Genomic DNA, 20794 nt, shown 5'->3' with positions numbered 1-20794 from the left:
GAACGATCTCGTCACAAAGCTAAGTTCATGCCCACGCGTTAGGGCGAGACCGCCACCGAAGCCCGCAGCGCTCCCGCATGATTCGGTCCATGTGCTTCGCCTGTGTTCGACCTTGCGCGAAGCCGACGTGGTGATCGATGCTTCGGCATCGACAGAGGTACAACTAGCGCTGGCGCAGTATTGCAAAATTCGGCGTACCGTAGGTGCTCGGCAGCGCGACGCACGGGGTGGCGGGCGGTTTGGTCGCGCATCTCCTGCCTGAGGAGTAAAGTTGCTTCGTTTGCCTCAACGAACATTGGAAGGACGGTCGAAATTCCACAGCCACGGGTCCGATAAGGTCTGGCGATCCCGATCGGCTGCAATGCTCCGACTTTCACCTTTGCGGGAGGTTTCGCTCGAAATCGTGCTTATGGCCGTCGGATTGCTGTCGGATGGAGATTACGATCCGGGCGCCTAGCGCGTGGCGGTATTGACGCTCAAGAATGAGGACGGATCGAGGATGCGGCCTCCTGGGAGGCACTTGCTGCCCTCCCCACCCCAAATGCTGCGAGCCGGACCATGACGGTTTGGCTCTCCTGGTACTTGATGCAGTCTATGAGCGAGTATGCGCGAGATCTCTCGCCCCTTGAGAATGGAGGCGTCCTTCTGGAATGGCGTTCGGAAGAGGACCATATCATCGTCGATCTGCGCGGTCCGGCCACAGCGCTCTTCACGGACGCCATTGGTTCCTGCCGGACCCCCTCATTTGATGCCGCCGGAGCTTAGGCGCGCTCCGACGAACGCACTCCTGCCATTGACCGCTAAAGGTCGGTAGAGAATCAGCCTCAGCTTCCGTAAGTTCGATGGTTACTGCTTCCGCCCGAAAGTACGGGCCAGCCCCCCTGCGGCAGCTCCTGCGCGATGTTAGACATGTTCGTCTACTCGCGGGTGCCTCTAATCTTGGCCTCTTACGATTACGCCCACGTCGATGATGACGGTCGGGCGCTTGCCGGTCCACGCGCGCGGACCACTTCTGCTGCTTCTGGATCTACCCGGCTCGGCCGACTTGGCCATTTCTCTCCGACTCAGTGCGCTTACATGTGCGTGATGATGGATCCCGGCCCCGGCAAGGACGCTGCACCGCCCCGAGGCATCCGGCATGTTCCCTGCGTAAGACCGCGCGCGAGCTCGGCACCTCGACCACGCGCTGGAAGTCCTCATCACCGGAAAGCAAATCAACAGCTTGTCGGGCATGTTCTCGCGGCGAAGCAGGTCATCGTTGAGCCCAGCCCCGGGGCGAGCAACGAAAAATGGGCTGCGGGTCGCAGGGCAGAGAACAATATGCACTGCCAGCACCGTTTCGATCTTTGCAAATGGAGACACTAAAGGTGAAAAAGCTGACCAGCGGCAATCTCCAGCTAGCGAGCCTGCGTCAAGGGCTAACAGGAACGCCGCTAGGGAAGCTCTTGCGGCTGTTATCGAGCTGGAGGACGAAGTCGAGCCAAAGTTTGTGTCCTCTCAAGAGGCAAAACGGCGCGTTGGCGGGCGCTCGTGAGCGGGCGAGCAGCTGTCTAACCTCAATCAAGATGCCGTTTCCGCACGAATTTATGACGCGGCACGGCTCGATTGCGTTTCGGTTTCGCTTTGGTTCACATCTTTGCCGAAAAACGAAGGCCCGGATCTTATCCGAAAGGCCGGCTTTGTGGCTTGCTCCCTGCCGCGCCGCAGAATGCCGACGGTAAGGCCCTCCTACTTTGATCAATACCCATCCAAGTTGGGCGTTTGTCACGGAAGATTTCCTCGTACTTTCAAAGTCGAGGATTTCCTGCGCGGATTGATCATCTCGCGGCGAAATTCATCTCAGGCCGGAGGTGGTTATGCAGTACGACCGGATAGATGCCCGCATTCTCGAGATCGTGCAAAAGAATAACCGTCTGACTTCAAATTTGATTGGCGAGATGGCTGGGATCTCTCCTACCGCCTGCCAACGACGGTTGAAGAGACTCCGCTCGGAGGGCATCATCGAGGCCGACGTGTCGGTTTTGTCGCCGAGGGCGGTCGGACGACCTATTCAAGTGCTTGCACTGGTGACCTTGGAGAAAGAAAGCGCCGATATTATCGATAGGTTTAAAAAAGCCATCAAATCATCAATCGACGTCGTCAACGGCTTTTACGTCACGGGCGATGCCGACTTCGTCCTGTACATTACCGCGCGGTCCATGGAGGAATACGAGCAGTTCACGCGGCGCTTCTTCTACGAGAATCGCGACATCAAGGGCTTTAAGAGCATTGTCATATTGAATCGCGTAAAGGTTGGATTTGCTGTTCCGGTTGAGTTTCCCCCAGACGATTGATTGAACAGATGCGGGCGATCGTCTCGCGCCCGCTATCGAGCTGTCGACCTGATCGTTCCACTCTCAGTTGGCTTCTTGGGATCTCAACCAGGATAGCGAGAAAAGACGCACGTAGCGCCCGGTCATACGGCAAAGTCGTGGACGCGATCATCGTATCGTTAGCGACAGGGTGCAAAAGCAAGAATGTGGCGCGTTGAGTCCGAGCCGGTGCGAACGCGTCCAATCGCTTGGTCGAAATTCCTCAAAGACTGGCCTGCGAACGCGGGATTTGGGCGCCGATGAGTTATTCGTTGCATCAATCAAGATGAAGACGTTTGCTATAGTCGCAATCACGTTCTCGTCACGGTCAGGCGCAGGCTAGCAGCCTCTATCAGGAGAGGGACCATGACCGATCGCGTGCCCGCCGTCCCCGAAGCGCTTGACTGCTCTCAAGATAGAGCTCTCAAGCAGCTGCCTGGCACACGACCGGAGCCTCTGCGTTCTCTTCCGGTGCGTCTTGCGAAACGGCCCTTTGTGAAGAACACAATCCTGGCGCGTCTTTCTATCCAGCAGCTTGCGGCAATAGGGGAGTGCCTCAAACCGGTCGTCTTGAAAGAACGGATGGTTCTGCAAGAGCCAAAAAGGCCGGTCGAGCACGTCTACTTTGTAGAGAGCGGCCTCGTCTCGCTAAGAGTTGTTGCCGCGGGCAGTATGCTTGAAACGGCAGTCATAGGCTATCGGGGCGTCGTCGGCACTTCTTTCGTGTGGGGAGCACATCTTTCAAGCAACCAATCTGTCGTCGTCTTCCCCGGAAACGCGTACAGAATTCGCGTCGAGGATCTTCGTCGGATCATGAAGGTGCATCCCGAGATCAGAGACCATCTGTTTGAGTACGTGCAAGCCCTGACATTTCAGTGCGTCCAGACAGGATTGTGCGGGGTTCGGCACCATCGTGAACAGCGCCTCGCGAGCTGGATTTGCCTTGCTAGTGAAGCTGTTGATGCCCGCGTGCTGCCAGTCACCCACGATTACCTTTCCTCGGTGCTGGGGCTGCGCCGTGCCGGGGTGACCGAAACCTTGATCCGCTTCGAGGAGCAAGGGCTGATTCGCAAGATGCGGGGTGTCTTGCAGATCGATGAACACAAATTGCTCGAAGAGAAAGCATGCTGTTGCTACAAGCTCGTCTCAGCTGCCTATGTTTCCTCCTCAGTGCGCCCTCAACGATGAGCTAAGCTGACCGACGCGGTGATGAGAGATGAGCATCACCTAAGCTTATTGGGTTAGGCCAAACGTCCTTCGAACCTATTCAAGACAAAGCTGACCGGACGTATAGGTGTATTCGAGGGCTAGCTGACGGGCAACTCCAACGAGATTGGTTGCGGTGCTCGCACGGCGAGCCTGGCGGCGGCCTTGCGGCCGTGCGCTGGATGCACGCGATCGTCCTTTAGAGGTGGGTCAGCGACAGCCAACGCGTCGATGTCGAGGGTCGTCTGCCATCGTGGGTCTCGGCTCCGATAGCTCTCAAGCGTGGTGTGCCGCTGCACGCCGCGCACCCGGTTCGCGTTTTGCAAACGCGCCGGTCCAACGAAACGTATGCAATCCGATCCTTGGGTAAGCCCCTGTTTCCCTGAAGTGCCGATAGCGCGGATCTGATTGGAAGCAGCGCGGCAATTGCGCCAAAGGCGCTTGAGCTCTAGAGGCAGCGAGCAGCGCTGCGAGCCATGCGCTCGCTCAATCCACCGCCTGTTGAGCTAACGGCCTCGCGGACCGTTGTTCGGCTGTGCCGAACGCCTATCATCAGGATCGTAGTCGCGCCCCTCAAGGAGCTTCCTTCCATAATCACGGGCCAAACTGCACGAATGATCCAATACCCGCAGATTCACTGCGAGCATCGTCCTCATGAGCAGCATTCCAGCTTTGAACATCGAGTATCGAAATGACATTCACGAGTCCGCACGATTTGGACCGTTCAGTGATGACCAATTACCACTCCGGAGTGCGACGTGAGAATTCGAGCGGTTCGCGTACAAAATTTCCGAGGCTTTGAAGATGAGACGGTTTCATTCGGCTCATGCACCTGTTTGGTTGGCCCCAACGGCGCAGGGAAATCGACGATCCTGTCTGCGCTGAACGTATTCTTCCAAGAGGCGAGCAGTGCAACGGACGTAGCAACGCTCACGGCAGAAGATTTCCACGGCGGGAACACGGATATTCCCGTTCAGATCACTGTCACATTCGATCAGCTCAGCGAGGCAGCTAAAGGGGCGCTAACGCACTACGTGCGCCATGGCGAGCTGGTGATCACCTCAGTTGCGGTTTTCGATCCTCAAACAGCTAAGGCTCCTGTCATTCAGTGGGGAGAACGGCTTGTTTTCAAGCAATTCGCTCCGTTTTTTGAGGACGATAAGAACAAAGCGACGGTCGAGCCTCTTCGCGCCCGCTTCTTCGAGATAACGAAAGTATTGGCTGATTTTCCCGACATCGGGAAAAAGCCCACCAAGGCCGCCATGATCGATGCTCTTCGATCTTACGAGGAGGCCCGCCCAGAAATTTGCGAAATTCAGCGCAGTAGCGATCATTTCTACGGGGTCGGCAAGATCAAGGGAAAGCTTGAGTCCTTCGTGCAGTGGATTTATCTGCCGGCCGTCAAGGACGCGTCTGTAGAAGCCGAAGAAGCCGGAAGCACCGCGTTGGGCAAACTGCTTCAACGAACGGTGCGTCAGAAGGTCAACTTTGACGATGCATTGGAAGCTCTGCGCACGCGCGCCCGCGCCGAGTACGACGCCCTACTCGAGGCGCAGCAGGGCACGCTTCAGGAAATCTCAGACAGCTTGGCCAAACGGCTTGCCGTCTTCGCGCATCCAGATGCGAGTCTCACGGTTGAGTGGCTGCAGGGCAGTGAGAAGTCTGTTTCGATCGGGGAGCCCAGGGCAATCATCAAAGCTAAGGAAGGCCTGTTCAAAGGAAGCATCTTACGCTTCGGTCACGGCTTGCAGCGGTCGTTCCTCTTAGCAATTCTGCAAGAGCTGGCTTCCGTCGAAAGCGCATCAACAGCGGAGGACGGCAACGAAAAACCAACCCTTATTCTGGGGTGCGAGGAACCCGAGCTCTACCAGCACCCGCCGCAAGCAAAGCACCTATCGACTGTGCTGAGAGAGCTGACCACTCTTGGCAATCAGGTTATGCTTACGACTCACAGCCCCTATTTTGTATCGGGCGAGGAGTTCGAGGAGATCCGGCTTGTCCGTCGGGAGGGGAAATCGGGCAAGTCCAACATAAAATCTACTGACTTCGACAGATTCGCCCTGCGCATGGCTAAAGCGACAGGTAGGAAGCCGGATAAGAACCCAGTTGCAAGGGCCAAGCTGCTTGCCGCGCTCAGGCCCGAGCCGTCTGAATTGTACTTTAGCCAACGCTTGGTGCTTGTCGAAGGCATTGCCGACCGCGCCTATCTCTCAGCGGCCCTTCATCTGAATGGCCAGTGGAACGCAATGCGAAGAGCCGGGCTGCATATTCTACCGGCTGAAGGAAAGTCGAACATCCTTCAGTTGCTGACGATCGCTCAGGAGCTGGAGATTCCCTCATTTGTCATATTCGATGCCGATGGCGATGAAACGCATCCCGACCGTCGGCGCCGCCAGGAGGTCGACAATAAGGCGTTGCTGATAGCTCTCCAGCTAGGGTGTGGCGCCTTCCCGCCGGAGATCGTGTGGGATGACTGCTGTGCGATTTGGCCCAACAACATCGAAGATTCGGTTAGGCTGTGTTTTGACGCTGCGGATTGGGATAGGATCAACAATGAGGCTCGGCGGGCCATCGATCCGTCTGCCGGAGGTCTTGGCAAAAATCCGGCATTGATCGGAGAGCTGCTTGCCGTGACGTGGGCCGAGGGTAAAAGGCCTGACGTTTTGATGGAGCTCATGAAGCGGCTTAAGGCATTTGGCCAAAAGCATGAAGCCGCAGCATGATGACAACACCGGTCCGATCGTCGACATTGGTCTCCGTCGGTTGCCATCTCACAGGCCGCTGAACTTGTCCGGACGGCGCTCGGCCCTACAGAGTTCAAGGTAAGAGTTCTTCGGACATTACGGAGAGCGCCGCCTTTATTGCGAGTTTTGATCGCTAGCCCGCTCGGGCGGGGCATTCTCGCGAAATCTCGCATTCTGCCAGAACCGGTAGGAGACGGCCGCTCGCATTCGGCCTACTCATTGCGAGCTCGGTGCGCGGCACGCGCCCAGCGCCATAACCCTGGCGAAAACGATGTCACTCCATCCTAGAAAGTCGCCTGACGTTCAGCGACTGTTCGTGACGCGAGTTGGCATGCCTCCGCGATGGCCTTCGTCACACGAGCCTCAGCCGTCGTTCCACGAGGGGACATGAAGACTTCGCGTGGCTCCGCCACACGGATCGTTCTTGTTGGCAGGAATCGGGCCGGTTACTGGGTCGCCCTGGAACAAGGGGGCTCCTTTGGCGGTCTGTTTGTCAACCGCGCCCAAGCACTGAAATATGCGCTGTTCGAGAATGGCGGCCATCCAGAGAGCATCATCGAGGTCACGCGTGAGATTGAACTGGAGATTCGCACCAGCCTATGAGCGCCGCAACGCCAGATTTGGCAAAACAGATACCCTTGAAGGGGGGAGCCGGAAAGGGGTGAGCCGGACATTCGCCTAAAAGGACCTCTTCCGAATGCAGGCTTGCCCAGCCCGCCGCTCGCGTGTCGTGCGCGCTTCCCCTCGGCGTCATGAGGAATTGCTCATTCGGCACCGCGGCAATGCCGATGTCGTGCGCCAGGACCTGTTGGCAAAGAAAGGCGCGACCGGCCTCTCGCGCAGCCAACCCTCAAGGCCGTCCAGACGCTTCGGCCGCTCAGGCGACTTGAACGGCTTCAGCCCGCCCGCCGCCACGTAGTCCTTCACCGTGCCGCGCAATCCGCTTCACACCCCACCCGCACGCCCTCAGGTGCAACATCTGCGCCTCGTCATCCGACGTCTTCATCACCTGCCCCCGTGGATCAATCCACGAGAGCCTTCCATGATTCGCTCCTCATTAATTCGCTCTCTCCTCGGCTATCCAAGGAGGCGTCAGCCGGCGGATGCTGCAGCACGCCGTGCAGTCCTATCGCCAGGCGCTGAAGGCGAGCGCTGGCGACGACGCGGTTTGAGACGCCGCCGGGCCGGCAGCTACAGATCGACTTCGGGGACCGCGTGGTCGAGATCGGAGGGGCGAAAGTCAAGGCATTTGTGTTCGGGGCAATCGCTTGGACACTCGCGACGGCTGCATGTGCCGTGCGTTCCGAGCCAAGAAAGCAAGAGCACTGGTTCGCCGGCTCGAAAGCAATTCAAGGCCTTCGGCCGGCGTGCCGGAGGAAGTGCTGATGGACAACACACGCGCGCTCGTGGCGCGCCACGACGCGGTGAGTCGGACGGTCCCGTTTAACGACAAGCTCATCGCGTTCGCGAAGCATTGGGGCTCTCCGTCCTCGCGCCTGCGCGCCGTATCGGGTCCGCACGAAGGGCAAGACGGAGAATGGCGTGGGCTACGTGAAGAAGAACGCGATCGCGGGGCATTCCATCGCGAGCTGGGAGGCATTCGAGGCGCACCTCGCCGACAGGGAGCGCGAGCTAGGGCGAGAGGCGATCCTCGCCGGTTACACGCGCAAGTTCACCACGGCGACGACACTGGTCGCCGGCCTCGCCAAGGCCACGGCGAGCGGCGCCTGGACGAGAAACTGCTCGCGCTGGGGAAGCCAAAGCTGCTGATCGTCGACGAACGCGGCTACCTGTCGCTGGAGCCCGACGCGGCGCACCTGTTTTTCCAACTGGTCAGCCGCCGCTACTAAACCGGCGCCATGCTGATCACGTCGAGCCGCAGCCTTGCCGAAAGGGGCACCGTGTTCGCCGATCCGGTGGTCGCCACCGCGATCCTCGACCGGCTACTGCACCACAGCCACGTGCTGACCATATGCGGCCATAGCCACCGGCTGCGCGCCAAGCGAAAGAGCGGCCTCGTCAAGCCGCCCGCCGCTGGCGGCTCTCCGGTCGCTCCGCCTCCCTCCGTCCCGTCGGCGGCGGAGCCAACCTTCAATCGACATCATGAACCCGAGGGTGGTGGGGCGGTTCTTCATGACGCAAAGGGGGCAGTGCCGGATGGTGTTGGACACTGGCGTCCATGCCGTACCCCAATACGGGGTTAGACCTTAAGCGGAGTAATCCGCCTTAACTGCCGACTCGCATCCATAACGAAATGCAGCGCTTTTTCTTCCCGTGTCACCTATCAGTTCTAGCAATTGATCGAGTTGTTAGAAACATGTCACTTGGCGAGCAATGAACACAGACCGATCGCGCACCCGGAGTCTGCATGCAAGATCACGCAAATTCCCTCCTCGGCAGTGGACAAGAAGTTAATTTTTCCCGTGCTGATGCGCTGCGCAGAGAGGTCTGCTCCAGCACCGAACTCTCCTTCCTGATGGAAGCACATGATGGCCTCTCGGCTGCGATCGCCCAGCGCGCAGGCTTCAAGGGACTTTGGGCGTCCGGTCTATCGATTGCCTGCTCTCTGGGTTATCGTGACGCCAACGAAGCGTCGTGGAGCCATCTTGTTGACGCGGTTGAACGTATCGTAGATTCGAGTCAACTGCCCGTGCTGGTCGATGGCGACGGCGGTTTCGGGAACTTCAACAATGCTCGCCTGCTGGCTCGTAAACTGTGCGAGCGCGGCGTTGCGGGTATTGCGCTGGAAGACAGCTGCTTTCCGAAGCTAAACTCGTTTGTTGGCAACCGTCACCCCCTCGCCGACGTTGACGAATTCTGTGGACGCTTGCGCGCCGTGAAGGACACGGTTGCGAACGAGCTCGTCCTTGTGGCCCGGATCGAAGCATTAATCGCCGGACACGGAATGCACGAAGCAATCGCACGGGCTCACGCATACCGGGAAGCCGGAGCCGATGCGATCCTAATTCACTCGCGAAGTAGCTCCGCAGACGAAATCCTTTCGTTCGCAGATGCTTGGCAGAACAGGTTGCCGGTCGTGATCGTTCCAACGAAATACTATCGGACACCAACCTGCGAGTATCGTCGCGTCGACATCTCGACGGTCATTTGGGCCAATCACTCCATGCGAGCGGCAGCCGCCGCAATGCGTCGGGTCTGCGGCCGCATCTTCGCTGAACAGAGCGTTGCGACCATCGAGCCCGATATCACCCCCCTCGAAGATCTTTTTGAACTGTTCAGCTACGACGAACTCGCCGAGGCTGAAGCGCGGTACCTCCATCCTAACAAACCGCCGCATTAGGGTCATTCACGGTCCAAGTCAGGCGGCTTAGGCCAACAATGGCTACACTTGTTGCTCTAACTACTGCCAGATGCGCGGCGAATAGACTGACGCTTTGGACGAACCAGCTATACCTCGGCGGCTGCTGCGATCAAATGACTATCAAGAAAGCAATCATTCTCGCCGCCGGCGTCGGCTCTCGCCTTCGACCGCTGACAGACCTCCGACCGAAGCCCTTGGTCGAAGTCAACGGTACCCCGATTCTGTACAACGCCCTCCGAAATCTGGAAGCCGTCGGCGTCGAAGAAGTGACGCTCGTGGTCGGTTACCGCAAGCACGCCATTCAATACGCGTGCGGGCATCGCTTTGGCACACTCGTGATCAACTATGTGGAATCATCGGCTTTCGACCATACCGGGAGCGCCTATTCGCTGTGGCTCGCGCGTGACGCGCTGCTTTCCGGAGATTGCTTTCTCCTCGAGGGCGATGTGTTCTTCGAAGAGGACGCACTGCGACATCTGCTGCACAGCAGGGTGACCGACGTGGCAGCAATCGTTCCCTTCGACGAATTGATGGAAGGCTCGGCAGTCCTACTGACGGATAGCGGCCTCATCTCTGAGTTCCGTATGAGGCAAACCGTAGCAAACCTGGCAGCGAACGGCCCACGGCTTTTCAAAACGATGAACCTATTGCGACTTTCAGCTCCGACCCTCAAGGCGGCGATTGTTCCAGCGCTAGACCAGATCATAGGGTCCGGAGCGACCCAGGCCTACATTGAGGAGCTTCTTTCGTACCTTGTTGAATTGCGCGGCCTGCAGCTCGCCACTACGCGGTGCGACCATGTCAGATGGTACGAAATCGACACCACTGAAGATCTGGAAATCGCAGAGCGGCTTTTCAGTGGAGTGCAAGGTCGAGGCATGCCTCGCAAAAGGTAACATTTCGATGCTCAAATATCTCTGGGATCCGGCGAACGCCATAACAACTGGCGGCCTTCTTTTTTCGTCCGTCAGTCTTTTTCTTGCCCTGTCCAATCGCCTTGAGCTGTCGATAGCGACAGCACTTTGGGCTGTCCTGTCCGACCACCTCGACGGAATAGTGGCAGCTCACACGAAACATCGCCACCCAGATGTTGCTAACATGGGAAAGAGCCTCGACGGGTTTGCTGACATCATCTACGGAGCCGTGTTGCCAGCGGCAATCCTAATCCAACTCAGCGGAGCCTCGGTTTTTGCCCTAGTCACCGCGACCACCCTGCTCGCAGCGGGAGCAATTAGGCTCAGCTACTTCGCCAACTTCGGTCGCTTACGCGATGGCCGTTTTCTAGGGCTCCCACTATCATACGACATTCCTCTGATGGCGATCATTTTCCTTGCTCGACCGTTGGTTTCAGATGAGTTTTTCGTACACTTCACCCTCAGCACTTTCGTCCTGCTCGCAGCACTACACGTTGCGCCGATTCACGTCCCAGCGCCGAATATGACCATGTACGTCGCAATCTCAATATTCGTGGTCATCGCTTCATCGGCTCTGGGATTGCGAGGGCTAAGCTAACCATGGCTCGGGTCGTATCGGTACGGAGCTCTAGATCTTCGCAAGTTCATCCCAGACTTAGCTGGCCGAGAGACGTCAGATGCCGGTTTTGGGCGCTTAAGCAGCCGAAAGGAGAGCTGGATGTTAGCAAGGAGCATCTTTGAGGGAGCAGCGTTTTACTATGCTCGCTATCAACCTGAGTACCCGCACGAACTCTTCAGGTCGCTTAGCGAGCATCTTTTTCTAACACCTGACAGTCGGGTACTTGATCTTGGATGTGGTACCGGACAAATCGGACTTGGACTTGCTCCCAGCGTGAAACATGTGGACTGCGTCGATCCAAATCGCGCCATGCTGGGCGAGGCCGACCGACTTTCATCTGAACGCGGCCTCCTCAACATTTCGGCGATTGAAAGCACCGCCGAGGAGATGGATTCGGGCTTGACCGGCTACCAAGGGGCCACGATCGCGAGTGCCTTTCACTGGATGGACCGCTCGCTCGTTCTGGAGACGCTTGATCGTCGCCTACTTTCGTCCGGCAAGGTAGCGATCATCACCAGAGTTCGCGACGAAACCACACCGAGTGATTGGTGGAACAGGATCTGGGAATTCGTGCACGCCTGGTGGGGAGGCTATTTTCCTGCCGGACGTGGCGATCAGCGCCGTGAATTGCGTGTGGACCACGAAGCTGTTCTGCGCCAATCGACGTTTTCGAACATCACAGGAAGCCACATCCCTTACATGGTATCGTGGACTTCCGAGAAACTCGTCCAATATATGTATTCCACATCAAAGGCCTGTCCAGGTGTACTAACGCAGAGAAGAGATGAATTCGACGAACAATTGCGCTCTCTACTTCACCAACTGTCGCCGACTGATACGTTTATTGAAAGATGCCATTTAGATATCCTATACGCCGGCCGCTACTAAGGGCGGAATGCAGCGGAAATTGTTCTTCACACAATCGGATCCTGAGGAGCTTAGATTGTGCTGAGTTTCAATCGCCGGGAGGTGTACCCTTGATCTCCGATCTCGTTCTTTCACGGCTCGCGATGGTAGCCCATTCTGAGCGGCAGAACGTCTTCTATGGAGCGGCTCCTACTGGCCAGGAGAGTCCCCATGCTTTTGCTGATGAGGTTCGTCGCTGCCCGAGGCTCTGGTCGGGGTCATCGAAGAAATCCCAGTTACGTCCGAGAACTCTGGTAGTCTTACAGGCCAGCTGCTGGTCACAGGAGCAACTGCAGCTGACCAGAGAACGCGGCATTTCGATTCCACAATCAACCGCATAGTAAGAAGTCGCATTCCCCGAACTCGCTTCCATGCCTTGCCGGCGGAGAACCGGCCAACAGCCACAGCTTTGATGTAATGCGGCATCGGTCGCCCGAGGAGAATTGAAAATGTCTGGTGGTGAAACGGCACCGATTGATATGACGCGGACATGGGCTCCTCACGTGCCAGCTTTCCGCGAACATGTCGAAAGAAGCCTCACTGCGGCGGCGCGCGCACCGGACCTTGCCAGCACAATACAGCGCCATCGCTTCCACGGGAGTGCACGTGACAAACAGGCTGCTGCCGATTGGTTGAGGAACCGGCTCGGCGCGCCCCCTAATCCTACCCGCTTACTGATGACAGGTGGCACTCAGAACACGCTAATGGTCCTGTTTTCACGGCTAGCTCCCCAAGGAGCTGCGATTGCCGCGGAAAAGCTGACTTATGCAGCGATCGGCCAACTCGCAATGCTGGGGCGGATTAGCGTTCTGCCCGTTGACATAGACGAAGACGGCATGCGTGACGATTCCCTTGAATCATTATGCAAAGCTCACAATTTGGCGGCCGTTTACATTAACCCGACAGGTCACAATCCGACGACTTCAATGATGTCGCTTGAGCGCAGACAGAGGGTCGCTCGAGTGGCCCGCAAGTACGCGCTTCCCATTATCGAAGATGACGTGCATGGCCTTATAGCCAACAACGCGCCCCCTCCGCTCGCTTCGATCGCTCCTGATCTCACTTGGTACCTGATGAGCGTCTCAAAATGCTTGGGCATCGGATTGAGGACTGCGTATCTTATTGCGCCATCGGACGACGGCCTTGCCGATCTTCTTCGACCAATACCAAGCGTCTCGAGTTGGTTTGTACCAGGGTTATCGGCGGCCATTATCACTCACCTGATTGAAAGTGGTGCCGCAAGTCACATTGTCGGACAGATATCCAAGGAAATCGCAGCCCGGCAAGACATTGCGCAGGAGATGCTTGGGCATCTAGGGGTGATGCGCACGAACAAATCGTCCTTGCACGTCTGGATCGACTTGCCATCTCCCTGGACAGCAGAGCCATTCATCCAAGCGGCTCGCACGAAGGGCGTAATCCTGAGACATCCGCGAGTGTTTGCGACACTTGGCGCCAACGTCGAGCACAACATCAGAGCATCGCTGATCGCTCCGTCAACCCACGAGGACCTCCGACGTGGACTGAGTATTCTAGCGGCCTTACTCCTCAGTCGGACTTAACTCGCGGATCATGGTAACTCACAATCGGTGTAGGCAAAGATGTTGGCGCCAGGATTTGCGTATCTCAACGGCCGAATTGTCCCATGGGATGACGCCAGGGTGCATGTATTCTCGCCCGTGGCGAAGTATGGCATTGGTGTGTTCGAAGGAATACGCGGCTATTGGAACGAGAACGTCCAGCAATTGTACCTCTTTCGTGTTGCAGAGCACCTCGAGCGATATGCCTTCTCGCAAAAGGCAATGCGGTTCGATCTGCCGATCTCCAGTGATAAGCTGATCGAGGCACTCGTTCACCTCTGCCGAGCAAATGCATTTCGCACGACGGTGCATATTCGGATGATGGCTTTCATTGATGGGCTTGGCGAGTTGGGGGCAAAAGGACCCGTAGGGACTGCGATTACGGCCTTGCCCCGCGAGGCCAATAGACAATCCGTCGAAGGCGCTTCTGCTCAGATCAGTTCTTGGATGCGAATGCCGGACAACGTCATGCCCGCACGCATCAAATGCAATGCAAACTATCACAACGCACGATTGGCTATGATGCAGGCCCAACTCGATGGATACGATATCGCTTTTCTTCTTAATTCAAGAGGAAAACTGGCCGAGGCGCCAGCAATGTGCGTTTTCATGGTTCGCGATGGTCAGTTGATCACGCCAAGCGGAACCAACGACATACTGGAATCGATCACGCGCCAGACTGTTATTCAGTTAGCACGTGAATATCTTGGGGTGGATACCGTCGAGCGCGATGTCGATCGGACGGAACTTATCCTCGCCCAGGAGGTGTTCTACTGCGGCACCGGTGCCGAAATCACTCCGGTGACGTCGATCGACCGCATGGTGGTAGGGAGTGGTCAACCGGGGCCGATCACACGGCAGCTAATCGAGATCTACCGAGCGATCGCCACCGGAACGAATACCGCACACGAGTCATGGCGAACTCCTGTCTTTTGAAGACATGGATGCAAACGGGACGACCTCACCTTAGCCGTTAGCCGTGTCAATGATGCATCATTGTCGAATTATTGCGGTTCTACAACTGCCGTAATGGCAATCCTAATTCCTTAAGGCGCCGCGGATGCTGTTGCGGTCGCGAATCTCCGTAAGGGCCCGCTACCAATCGCGAGCGGCGCTATTGGCACCACAGCGCGATCCGGAATGGGTGCGCACCTGCCCTCTCGCTCCACCTACTGGTATTTATAGTCTGCGTCTTCAGCACTGCTTGATAGGATAGACGGCGTGATTGATCGCAGATTTGATGAATTCGTCCGCATTCGGGGTACCCTTTCTTCGTCGGCCTGAACGTGCAGGATCCATCCCGCAATCAGTCGGATTCGAAGCTACTCCCGCCCGGCTTCCATCCGCGCGATGGAACGCCGCTCTCCTTTGTTTAATTCTCCGCTCGAGGATCGCTATGAATGAACGGGTGACATGGCAGCTCTATAACGGCGCCGCTCTGGACTACGACGAGTATAGGCCTAGGTATCCTCGCGCGGTCTTTGATATCCTCACGGACTATCACTCGGCACTCGCGCCACTGCGGTCAGCCGCAGACGTGGGCGCGGGTACGGGGATTTTCAGCAGACAGCTAATGGCGTCGGTTGCGAGCATTGAGCGCCTAACCTGTGTTGAGCCAAACTGCGATATGGCCGCGGTTGCGAAGGAGCGATCCGCAACGTTTCGTGGCCTCGACGTCCTCGCCGGGTTTGCTGAGATGCTCCCGCTCCCAGATCATTCATGTGAACTTGTGACGGCAGCAACGGCGGCCAACTGGTTCAATCGGCCTCTATTCTACCAAGAGGCTGCACGGGTGCTGAAGCCTTCCGGAACATTGCTGCTCCTACAGAACAAGCATCGGCACGAGGAAAGCGCATTTCTCGGTGATTTCGTCAGCCTTCAAGAGCGCCACATCCCTGGATTTCGCCGAGACCACTACTCCGATTTCTGGGGCAGTTATGGGAAATCTGATTTCGAAGCGGAACTCTGTTCGAGGCACGATCTGGTGTCTGTGGAGCGCTACAAGCTCGAATGGCGCCAGACGACGACCGCAGAGCAGTTTCGCGGCTACTGTCAATCAGGACATTTAAAGATGGCGATCGCTAGGTCTGGCGCCGCAACGATCGCCAAGGAGCTCGACGCCCTTCTAGACCGGTACCAGGACGCGTCAGGTTATGTCATTGTTGACTGGCTGACCGATCTCGTTTTGAGCAGAGCCCGACCTCAGGAGCAACCGCTGGGGAAGCGCTAACTTCCTTTATTCCGACTAGCGAGAAGTCCCCGCTTTGGCTCACATCCAGGCCCGATCCCGGTCGCGCCGGACTCTTGCGTGAGCCGCAGCAGCTGCGTGCGATCGATGCAGATGCTCGTCGACCGATCCTTAAAAAGGTGTGTCTGGCTCGCGCTACGGGCGCTGGAATGGGCCAGGGCTTCTGCGACACCACCTAGATCGCGCGCACAGAAAGAGGGGACTCACGATTGTGTTCGTCGCCCCGTCAGGATCGGCTGGGAGCCGACCAGGCCGGCTATGAGCTTCCCTGGGATTGATCTCTTCTCGCGGGATCGTCAACACGCGGACAACGGCTGCTCCTTGAGCGTGGTCCCGACGCTTTACACGGGCCAATTCAACCAGCCGAAAGGCCTCCTTCGCGTAGGAAACGGAAGGGCGACATTCTCGGCTCGAGGACGAGATGGACGCGACACCGGACCAAGCCCGAACTTGTCCGATTGCGCGACAGCCGTTTCTATTGTCTCCACAAGCGGCTGGCACTGAGCAGACGTCAGAATATGTACGCCTGATCAAATGTGCATCATTCCGGCCGAGGTCATAACGCACTAAGCTTCAAATGCACTGTCGAATGATCCCAAGGCCATGACCCGCCCTGGACAACCTTCCAATCCGGGTGTCCTTCACTTGACCACACTCAGATTGCCTCCGCACGATAACTTGGACGGTCCGCCTGCATGTAGAGTGATCTCGCTCCGCAGTCGCACGGGCACCCCCTCGCAATAGCATCCCCAACAGTTAGCGCCATCGCATCTTACAGGCAATCACATCGAATTATCCGATGCCTGTCATCCTCCAGTTGCGGTCGCGATGCCAAACACAGCGCGCAACGGCTCTAACCGCGTCTGGGAGATTCTATGCGCGCCAAGATGAACAACGATGTACAAACTGATCAGACAAGACCGCCACGCTCGGCATCAGGACATTCGTTCCGCTTTCGAACGATTAGAGAAGCGGAGCTAGCAATTGCATGTATCCTGGCCGCTAGTCTTATGACCGGCACGGCGCTGGCACAAACGACCAATATGCCTAATCAGAAAAGCGACACTCCGAGCGAGATCGCCAAGAGGAAAGTTCAAAAGAAGAAGATGATCCTACTTGGGAGCGATACTGCTGAAAAACGAACAGTGCGTCCTGGCGCTCGCCCAGCCGCAGCTATCACGCCCCAGCCCGACCATTTCGCAAAGTTCGAAAACCTCCGCATAAAGGGATTGGAGGTCAACTTACCTGGTCCAGCCGATACTTTGGTTCAGGACAAAGGAGGCATCAGATCCGCGCTGGCAGAGATTGGGATCGGATACATCGCTTGGACGCAAAATACCTACGTTAACAATCTTCTGCCGAATGCAGCCAAGAGCACGATCGCCAACCAACTATATAGCGGACAGAATCCGACATTCTATACCCTAAATTACATGATGGTGACCTATGATCTCAGCCGGTATGGGATCCCCGACGGCCAGATCATTGTTGGAACCGAGCAACAATCTTGGACATGGCAGCCCGGAGGCCCGGATAGATGGGGAATCAACACGATCGCCTACTACCAAACCTTTTTCGATCGGAAGCTCGAGCTCAAAGTCGGCTACCTCATGAACTCATACGAGTTAGCCGGCACGGTGGTCGGAGGGAATCCAGGAGCGAACGTCTTCGGCCCCTCGTCGAATGTGCTTTATCAAGGAGGGATGAACTTCGCACCCGCGCCGACACCTACTCTCAACCTCACCTACCATTTCGATGACCGGCTGTATAACAAGGTATCATTCCAACGCTCTACCAGTCCAGACGGGGTGTTTGCGCATATCACTGCAAATTCAACGGGCTTAGACTGGAGTACGGCGAACGCGGGCATTCTGTTGCTTGACGAGAGCGGGTATCGCAACAGCGCGGCCCCCGGTTTACCCGAGACCTGGTTGCGGGCGGGTGTTGGCTTCAATAACAGCCACTACACGAATTTGGCGTATCCAACCCAACCGAGAGCGGACGAGAATAGCCTCTATTACGTCGCTGCGGACAGGCAACTCTGGCAGAGCCATGTCCCTGACGCCGCATCGCGTGGCATCTATGGTGGATTCTCGGTTATGGGCGCTCCGCCTGACCTCAATAAGGTTACTCAGTATTATGAGCTCCGGCTTTACGCGAAGGGACTCTTTGATAGCCGGCCCAGTGATCAAATCTCGCTTGTTGCTACCGACACGGTTTGGAGCAAATTTGCAGTTGATGCTGCGGCGGCTAAAGGAAATCTCGTTCATCGGGACGCGAAAGCAATCTCCGGAACATATACTGCGCATCTTGGCCCGGGAATATACGCGAGCTTGGGGCTGACATATATCGATCACCCGACAAGCATCACATACACGCCCCAAATCGGCCATGCCCTGAATTTCTCGGCGTCTACATCGATATTCTTCTAGCGGAGTAGCTCGCGTTATACGAGATGTAGGCCGCTCAAGAGTGGATAAGCTGAAATCGTAGAGCCCCGGGAGAACTGGCGAGCCGACACGCAAATGATGCGTACGAAGTTAATCTCAGCGTAAGCGAGGGCGACGCCAAAGGCGTCCCCTCGCAGTTGATTGGTTTGGTCGACGCCCGATCCTGGCTTACAGCCCCCCAACGAGCGGCTCGCGCAGTGGGTATTTGCGACCCTTGTTTCGGAGACGAGCTGAACTCCTGCAATTCTAGCCGGGCACTCAGCCCGGCTAGCCGCGGCTTGGCCGCTCTCCCAATGCACCAGACCTTGCTAAGCGCGGACGTATCCTGGGTTAATTTTTCGCCGGTCGCGCTCGGCCGCGAAGATAAATTGCCGTTGCGACAATCGCAATTCGATGATCATCACGCAACCCAAGAGCACGCCATGTTCACATGTTGCGCGTTTCTCATATGATTTTTCGATGCATGTCATTTGCATGTCGCCATCCACCTCTTGAAGTCTTTCGCGAGCGCGTTCGAGAGGTCAAGGCATTGATCGTTGTAATGAGATGTGGAGGCCAACGGCAACGCGTCGTTGAGAGCCGAGCGATCGGAAAAGCTCCTGCCTGGCGCCTGCTCTTTGGCTTCACTGGTGATCGGCGCAAATGCCGCAGAAACACATACCCGCGCGGCGAGCGGCCGGTTGAGGACGCTTGCTCGCTGAATTCCTTTGATTGGAGACTAATGATGAGACGTCTGCTTGCGGTGGCTTTGTTCTCGCTGATTTCGACTTGTATCGCGAGGCCGAGCATGGTTTACGCGCTGGAACTGCGCGTGAGCTATTCGCCGGCCAATTTTTCTGCGATGTACAATGCAATCGCCGCTGAGTTCACGAAAGCGCACCCCGAGATAACAATCAAGTTCGAAACGGCGAAGAGCTACGACGAACTATTGCAAAGTACGTTGCGCGCCCAATTGATTAAGGACGCGCCCGACGTCTCGCACCAGGGCCTCAATTATATTCGGTTGCTGGCCGATCGTGGGCTTGCCGTACCGCTCGACCGCTTTATCTCGGCCGAACCGGATTGGATTCAGCAGGGTGTTGCCGACGCCATCCGAAACATCGGATCGCCCGGTGACAAAGCTTATGCCGTCCCTTATTCGCTGACGACGCCAGTGCTGTTCTACAACGATGCCCTTCTCGCCCGCGCTGGCGCTGACCCTGCCAAGCTCCCCACCACCTGGGACGGCATTTTCGATTTGGCAAAGAAGATCTCAAAGCTGGAGCCGAACGTCAGCGGATTCTACATGGAGTATAATGCGAATGGCGCGTGGGGCTTTGAAACACTGCTTTTTGCGCATGGCGGCAGGATGATGACCAAGGGCGAGGACGATATCGCCTTCGACCAGCGGCAAGGGCTTGCCGCTATGGCAACCGTAGCGCGCGCCGCAGATTCGGGTATGATGGACTTATCGCGTGACAACGCCCGTCAGTCCTTTGTCGGCGGCAAGATTGGTATCTACTTGACGTCCAGCAGCCTTCTCACCGATTTCGAACAGAAAATCGGTCAGCATTTCATGCTTACGATGACGCCGATCCCCTTGGCTCACGACGGCAAGACCTTGGCCGCCGGCAACGGAATGATGATGCTAACCAAGGACCCCGCTCGGCAGGAAGCGGCCTGGAAATACATTAAGTTCGCCGCAAGCCCGCGGGCGCAGGCGATCATGGCGGCAATGACCGGCTATACACCAATCAACACGGCCGCGCTGTCGGATCCACAGCTACAGAAGCTTTATCGGGAAAAGCCGAACTACATCGTTCCGCTGCGGCAACTCAGCAATCTCGTGGCTTGGTATGCATTTCCCGGCGAGAACAGCACGAAGGCCGCGGCGATGATCGTGGACAGAATGCAACTGGTGTTGGGCAGTAAACTCTCGGCGCAAGCGGCGCTCGATGACGCCGCCAAGGAGGCACGCAAGCTCATTCTGAAGAAGTGATGACGTGTACAGGCGCGCCTCCTTGGCGCGCTTGTACCGCCTATCTGGTCGTCCGTGAAGAAGGCGGGAGAGCGCTGATTTAAACGATCTTTTGGGCAGGGACAGTTTCGGTGAACGCCCGGATAATGGCACGCAAGAGTTCTGCGAGCCACCGCAGGAGCAGGCCGAAGTTGTAGCCGGCGGCGGCGAGGACGGCGTTGATGCGGTCGCCGACGCGGCCTTTGAGATAGTTGCGGTCCATGCGGTGCTCGGCCTTGACGTGGCCGATGACGGGCTCGACAGCCGCGCGACGCTTCATCTCGCGACGGATGGGAGCTGTGACGCGGCGGACCTGACCCGAGATCCAGACCCTGAACCGATGCGGGTGGTTGTGACCGCGATATCCTTTGTCGACGTGGATACGGCGAGCCTCCACCCCGGTGAGCTTCTCCATGTCGGCGATTACGGGACCGAGCGTGTGCCCATCGAAGGGATTG

Annotated in this window: 14 protein-coding genes and 1 pseudogene; 14 read left to right on the top strand and 1 reads right to left on the bottom strand. The window is 57.1% G+C overall.

All coding sequences use genetic code 11. The features are described from left to right. The first annotated feature begins 1856 nt into the window (after positions 1–1856). The 14 genes and pseudogenes from GA0061098_RS40880 (at position 1857) to GA0061098_RS40810 (ending at position 20318) form a co-directional block, all read left to right on the top strand. Complete coding sequence (locus tag GA0061098_RS40880; protein WP_091967359.1) at positions 1857–2333, top strand: Lrp/AsnC family transcriptional regulator; 477 nt, start codon at positions 1857–1859, stop codon at positions 2331–2333. Between the two features lie 384 nt (positions 2334–2717). Further along, positions 2718–3539 carry a Crp/Fnr family transcriptional regulator gene (locus GA0061098_RS40875; RefSeq protein ID WP_091967357.1) on the top strand — a complete coding sequence of 274 codons (822 nt, stop codon included), beginning with the start codon at positions 2718–2720 and terminating at the stop codon, positions 3537–3539. 776 nt (positions 3540–4315) lie between these two features. Continuing rightward, positions 4316–6280, top strand: coding sequence for an ATP-dependent endonuclease (locus tag GA0061098_RS40870; RefSeq protein WP_165637938.1), 1965 nt, complete (start codon positions 4316–4318; stop codon positions 6278–6280). A 408-nt stretch (positions 6281–6688) separates the two neighbouring features. Then, on the top strand, positions 6689–6904 hold the full coding sequence (locus GA0061098_RS40865) for a hypothetical protein (RefSeq protein WP_091967353.1): 216 nt from the start codon (positions 6689–6691) through the stop codon (positions 6902–6904). Positions 6905–7933: 1029 nt separating this feature from the next. Then, positions 7934–8408, top strand: a pseudogene (locus GA0061098_RS45765) (ATP-binding protein); the annotation flags it as partial. Between the two features lie 261 nt (positions 8409–8669). Then, a complete protein-coding gene (aepX, locus tag GA0061098_RS40850; RefSeq protein WP_091967351.1) occupies positions 8670–9602 on the top strand; it encodes a phosphoenolpyruvate mutase in 933 nt (310 codons plus the stop codon). A 134-nt stretch (positions 9603–9736) separates the two neighbouring features. Further along, positions 9737–10519 (top strand): phosphocholine cytidylyltransferase family protein, encoded by a 783-nt coding sequence (locus GA0061098_RS40845; protein ID WP_091967375.1) that lies wholly within the window; start codon positions 9737–9739, stop codon positions 10517–10519. 7 nt (positions 10520–10526) lie between these two features. After that, positions 10527–11135, top strand: coding sequence for a CDP-alcohol phosphatidyltransferase family protein (locus GA0061098_RS40840; RefSeq protein WP_091967349.1), 609 nt, complete (start codon positions 10527–10529; stop codon positions 11133–11135). Positions 11136–11255: 120 nt separating this feature from the next. Continuing rightward, complete coding sequence (locus tag GA0061098_RS40835; protein ID WP_091967347.1) at positions 11256–12044, top strand: class I SAM-dependent methyltransferase; 789 nt, start codon at positions 11256–11258, stop codon at positions 12042–12044. Positions 12045–12511: 467 nt separating this feature from the next. Next, positions 12512–13624: an aminotransferase class I/II-fold pyridoxal phosphate-dependent enzyme gene (locus GA0061098_RS40830; RefSeq protein WP_091967345.1), complete on the top strand. Its 1113-nt coding sequence runs from the start codon at positions 12512–12514 to the stop codon at positions 13622–13624. Between the two features lie 39 nt (positions 13625–13663). Then, positions 13664–14578, top strand: coding sequence for a branched-chain amino acid transaminase (locus GA0061098_RS40825; protein WP_091967343.1), 915 nt, complete (start codon positions 13664–13666; stop codon positions 14576–14578). Between the two features lie 460 nt (positions 14579–15038). After that, positions 15039–15872: a class I SAM-dependent methyltransferase gene (locus GA0061098_RS40820; RefSeq protein ID WP_165637937.1), complete on the top strand. Its 834-nt coding sequence runs from the start codon at positions 15039–15041 to the stop codon at positions 15870–15872. A gap of 893 nt (positions 15873–16765) precedes the next feature. Further along, complete coding sequence (locus GA0061098_RS40815; protein WP_165637936.1) at positions 16766–18322, top strand: carbohydrate porin; 1557 nt, start codon at positions 16766–16768, stop codon at positions 18320–18322. 742 nt (positions 18323–19064) lie between these two features. Beyond that, complete coding sequence (locus tag GA0061098_RS40810; protein WP_165637935.1) at positions 19065–20318, top strand: extracellular solute-binding protein; 1254 nt, start codon at positions 19065–19067, stop codon at positions 20316–20318. A gap of 79 nt (positions 20319–20397) precedes the next feature. Here GA0061098_RS40810 and GA0061098_RS40805 read toward each other — a convergent pair. Continuing rightward, on the bottom strand, positions 20398–20794 hold a 397-nt coding region (locus GA0061098_RS40805), incomplete at its 5' end, for a transposase (RefSeq protein WP_245323939.1).

The sequence above is a fragment of the Bradyrhizobium shewense genome (assembly GCF_900094605.1).
Classification (GTDB): domain Bacteria; phylum Pseudomonadota; class Alphaproteobacteria; order Rhizobiales; family Xanthobacteraceae; genus Bradyrhizobium; species Bradyrhizobium shewense.
The sequence above is the reverse complement of the archived record's forward strand: the minus strand, read 5'-3'. Positions and strand labels throughout refer to the sequence as shown.

Bases quoted from the DNA above. Each gene is read 5' to 3' on its own strand.
- GA0061098_RS40880 (WP_091967359.1), top strand. From the start codon at position 1,857: ATGCAGTACGACCGGATAGATGCCCGCATTCTCGAGATCGTGCAAAAG.
- GA0061098_RS40875 (WP_091967357.1), top strand. From the start codon at position 2,718: ATGACCGATCGCGTGCCCGCCGTCCCCGAAGCGCTTGACTGCTCTCAA.
- GA0061098_RS40865 (WP_091967353.1), top strand. From the start codon at position 6,689: ATGAAGACTTCGCGTGGCTCCGCCACACGGATCGTTCTTGTTGGCAGG.
- aepX (WP_091967351.1), top strand. From the start codon at position 8,670: ATGCAAGATCACGCAAATTCCCTCCTCGGCAGTGGACAAGAAGTTAAT.
- GA0061098_RS40845 (WP_091967375.1), top strand. From the start codon at position 9,737: ATGACTATCAAGAAAGCAATCATTCTCGCCGCCGGCGTCGGCTCTCGC.
- GA0061098_RS40840 (WP_091967349.1), top strand. From the start codon at position 10,527: ATGCTCAAATATCTCTGGGATCCGGCGAACGCCATAACAACTGGCGGC.
- GA0061098_RS40835 (WP_091967347.1), top strand. From the start codon at position 11,256: ATGTTAGCAAGGAGCATCTTTGAGGGAGCAGCGTTTTACTATGCTCGC.
- GA0061098_RS40830 (WP_091967345.1), top strand. From the start codon at position 12,512: ATGTCTGGTGGTGAAACGGCACCGATTGATATGACGCGGACATGGGCT.
- GA0061098_RS40825 (WP_091967343.1), top strand. From the start codon at position 13,664: ATGTTGGCGCCAGGATTTGCGTATCTCAACGGCCGAATTGTCCCATGG.
- GA0061098_RS40820 (WP_165637937.1), top strand. From the start codon at position 15,039: ATGAATGAACGGGTGACATGGCAGCTCTATAACGGCGCCGCTCTGGAC.
- GA0061098_RS40815 (WP_165637936.1), top strand. From the start codon at position 16,766: ATGCGCGCCAAGATGAACAACGATGTACAAACTGATCAGACAAGACCG.
- GA0061098_RS40810 (WP_165637935.1), top strand. From the start codon at position 19,065: ATGAGACGTCTGCTTGCGGTGGCTTTGTTCTCGCTGATTTCGACTTGT.